This is a genomic window from Yoonia sp. (assembly GCF_030731595.1).
Lineage (GTDB): Bacteria > Pseudomonadota > Alphaproteobacteria > Rhodobacterales > Rhodobacteraceae > Yoonia.
Genome location: NZ_JANQTS010000093.1, coordinates 1 through 3,126, shown reverse-complemented (window position 1 = coordinate 3,126; position 3,126 = coordinate 1). Strand labels below are relative to the sequence as shown.

Below are 3,126 nucleotides of genomic sequence, written 5' to 3'. Positions count from 1 at the left end.
GTGCAGAACTACGAAGGCGTCTGCATCGCCCGCAAGAACGGCAAAGGCATCGCCGGTTCGTTCACAGTGCGCAAGATTTCCTTTGGCGAAGGTGTGGAGCGTGTATTCCCGCTGCATTCCACCAACATCGACAGCATCACCGTGGTTCGCCGTGGTCGCGTGCGTCGCGCCAAGCTGTACTATCTCCGGTCACGTCGTGGTAAATCCGCGCGTATCGCAGAAGTCACCAACTACAAAGCCCAAAGCGGCGCTGAAGCGTAAGGACCGGCATCATGAAAAAAGATACGCATCCCGATTATCACGTCATCGACGTCAAAATGACCGATGGGACAATCATTCAGATGAAATCAACCTGGGGCAAAGAAGGCGATACCATGTCGCTGGATATCGACCCATCCGTGCACCCCGCATGGAACGGTGGTTCCACACGCCTGATGGATTCCGGCGGCCGTGTGTCCAAGTTCAAGAACAAGTACGCCGGTCTGGGTTTCTAAGACGGCGGTTGGATCAAGATCCACCTTGCAGTTACAAACGCCGTTCCTTGTTGGAGCGGCGTTTTGCATTCCGGCACTAGGCCAAGAGGGCCGCGTTGAAGGGGTAGTTTGTCAATCGCTCTACACCCGTGTCGGTGATCAGGAACTGATCCTCGAGTTTCACACCCTCTGATTCCGCCTCTGCCCCGATATAGCTTTCGATGCAGATCACCATGCCGGGTTCAAAACTGCCGTCGAAGGCATAAGGAACCCCGTCAAAATAATGTGGAATATAGGGGTATTCCCCACACAACCCCAAACCGTGCCCCAAACAATAATACCCATGCCCGCGATAGTCTGCGGGAATTGGCCATGCCGCGCGGGCGAAAGCCTCGAATGACTTGCCCGGCTGCAAGAGTGCGGCATTGTGGTGCAACTGGTCATAGGCAAGCCTGTAAAGCGCTCTTTGCTTGCTGCTCGCCGCGCCAGTGTCACAAAGAAATGTGCGCGAAAAATCAACGCCGTAATGGAGATACCCCAGCGCATCGGTGTCAAAACACACAAGATCACCCGATTGCATCCGCCTTGGTCCGGCCTCTTGGAAATAGGGAAAGGTTCTGGGGCCGGACTGAAACAGGCGGGTCGAGACATATTCCCCATCTGTTGCGATCAGATGCTTGTGGAACGCCGACCACACCTCGACCTCGCTGGCACCGGGGGCAATCGCCGCCTCGAGCGAAGCTGCCGCGGCCTCGACCCGTGTGACGGCCTCGCGCATCACAGCAATCTCGCTTGGCTGTTTGATCAGTCGGGCTTGGGAAAACACCGCGACCGCATCGTCAACCGCTATACCGGCGGCGCGTAAGGCGTCGGTCATTTCGAAGTCAAAACCCTCTACGGCAATCCGCCTCTCGTCTTTCAGGATAGTCGCGATCTGTTCGGCCAAGCTGCGGATGCCATCGTGATAGGCCGCGCCGTAAATCGATGAAATCGCAGGCGCGGGGCGCACGTCATCCACGACAGGATTGCCTGTGACAAGATGCTCGCAGCCGGCAAATTCCCATAGCACTGTCGTGCCGTCCGCCAGAACAAGGACAAAACGAAAAGGCCCCATCAGGCTGAAAACCGTCATGTTGCGCACGCCCGTCGCATAAAGGATGTTGATCGGGTTGGCTGTCAGAACCGCTGAAACGCCACGCGCCTCCATCACTGAGCACAGCCTGCGATGACGCTCTATGATCAGATCATTCTCGCTAGGCAACATAGAGGGGCTTTCCTGATTGTGACGATGGCTCAGTTCTAGGACGCGCAAAAGAAAATGCCACCTGAAAACTCAGATGGCATTCATTCCTTGCGATCGAACCTGCCAGCAACTACGCCGCTGACTGGCTCCTTGCGCGCCCACCGCCGCCGCCACCGTTGCGTCGCCGACCGCCGGGCTTGCCCGCACCACCGGCAGGCTTACCCGCCGCGCGCGGCGCTGCTGACCGCTGGCCACCACCACCGCCAGCACCGCGACGTCCACCGCCGCCGCCACCACCATTGGGCCGCTTTTTCTGGCCGGGCTGAATTTCCCAAGGACGACCAGAGGCGACAGGGATCGTTTCCTTCATCGCCTTTTCGATGTCCTGCAATTCGATCATCTCGTCCGGTGCGACCAAAGCAATCGCGGCACCATCGGCACCGGCCCGTGCAGTCCGGCCAATCCGGTGGACATAGTTTTCGGCAACATTGGGCAGATCATAGTTGTAAACGTGGCGCACGCCAGGAATGTCGATGCCGCGCGCAGCAACGTCTGTTGCCACCAGCACGCGCACTTTGCCGGCCTTGAACGCCTCGATCGCGCGTTCGCGCTGCCCTTGCGATTTATTGCCGTGGATGGATGCCGCGGCAAAGCCTTTCTTTTCAAGCACATTATAGAGCTTTTCACAGCCATGCTTGGTCCGGCCAAAGACCAGCGCCAATTCGTCACGGTGCTTATCCAACAGCTCGATCAGCAGATCGGTCTTGGCCGCTTGGGCCACGAAATGCACGGACTGTTCAATCTTCTTCACGGCTTGCCCCGGAGGGTTTACCTGTACGCGCACCGCATCGGTCAGGAAGGTATCGGCAAGTTCCGACATCAGCTTGGGCATCGTGGCCGAGAACATCATGGTCTGACGCTCTTTCGCCAAAAGGGGTGCAATCCGGCGCAACGCGTGGATGAAGCCCATGTCGAGCATCTGATCGGCTTCGTCCAGCACCAGATAGACCGTCTCGTCCAGCCGCACAGCGCGGCGATCAAGCAGATCGATCAGACGACCGGGGGTCGCGACCAAGAGGTCAACACCATTCGCCAGACGTTTCATCTGGGCAGAGATGCCCGCGCCACCGACGACCAGCGCCACTTTCAGGTGGCTGCCTTTGGTATAGGCCGTCAGGTTGTCAGCAATCTGCTTGGCCAGTTCCCGGGTAGGTGCCAGCACAAGGCCGCGGACCGTCTTGGGGTTTGGTTTGATGCCCGCCTTCATAAGCGCGTGGATCATTGGCAGACCAAAGGCTGCCGTTTTACCGGTGCCGGTCTGGGCCAGCCCCATCACATCGCGGCCATTCATGGCATGCGGGATGGCTTGGGTCTGGATCGGGGTGGGATCGGTGATCCCCTGTTCTTTCA

General features: G+C 58.3%; 4 protein-coding genes. 2 read left to right on the top strand and 2 right to left on the bottom strand.

Going from position 1 to position 3,126, the window contains the following annotated elements; genetic code table 11:
- Both rplS and rpmE read left to right on the top strand, forming a co-directional pair.
- Window positions 1-261 (top strand): 50S ribosomal protein L19 (gene rplS, locus NWQ23_RS10835; protein ID WP_306166368.1); only part of this gene is annotated, 261 nt, incomplete at its 5' end.
- 11 nt (window positions 262-272) lie between these two features.
- Window positions 273-494: a 50S ribosomal protein L31 gene (gene rpmE, locus NWQ23_RS10830; RefSeq protein WP_306166367.1), complete on the top strand. Its 222-nt coding sequence runs from the start codon at window positions 273-275 to the stop codon at window positions 492-494.
- Window positions 495-570: 76 nt separating this feature from the next.
- Here the strand turns inward: rpmE and NWQ23_RS10825 are convergent, their stop codons facing one another.
- Together NWQ23_RS10825 and NWQ23_RS10820 are read right to left on the bottom strand one after the other, a co-directional pair.
- The gene (locus tag NWQ23_RS10825) at window positions 571-1,737 is read right to left on the bottom strand and encodes a Xaa-Pro peptidase family protein (protein ID WP_306166366.1); all 1,167 of its coding nucleotides are present in this window, start codon (window positions 1,735-1,737) and stop codon (window positions 571-573) included.
- A gap of 109 nt (window positions 1,738-1,846) precedes the next feature.
- On the bottom strand, window positions 1,847-3,126 hold a 1,280-nt coding region (locus NWQ23_RS10820; protein ID WP_306166365.1), incomplete at its 5' end, for a DEAD/DEAH box helicase.